The sequence below is a fragment of the Ruoffia sp. FAM 26254 genome (assembly GCF_045528545.1).
Lineage (GTDB): Bacteria > Bacillota > Bacilli > Lactobacillales > Aerococcaceae > Ruoffia > Ruoffia halotolerans.
In genome coordinates, this window is sequence record NZ_JBGQQY010000138.1 from 1 (window position 1) to 255 (window position 255).

Annotated in this window: 1 protein-coding gene; it reads left to right on the forward strand. The window is 34.1% G+C overall.

Translation table 11 applies throughout. The features are described 5' to 3' along the window. A partial coding sequence (locus ACEN3Z_RS12015) for a hypothetical protein (protein WP_407091001.1) occupies positions 1-199 on the forward strand: 199 nt, incomplete at its 5' end. Positions 200-255: the final 56 nt, after the last annotated feature.

Consider the following 255-nt stretch of genomic DNA (forward strand, 5'->3'; position numbering starts at 1 on the left):
AAAGCACGAAATGATTCCGATTGAAATTAAAACTCGAATTGTTTTTTTACTTGCGGTATACCTTTTAGAAGACATTGGCTTACATCTATCCTCATTACTACTACCTTATTACTTAGACGACGAAGGACAGCCTTCGGCTGACGGGATAGATAATTTGGCCATTGAGTTATTTAAACAAACTTTGAGAGAATACAAATAAACTATTATCTTGTTTAAGATCAAGAACAGAGCTCATGATGTGTTCTGTTCTTTTGA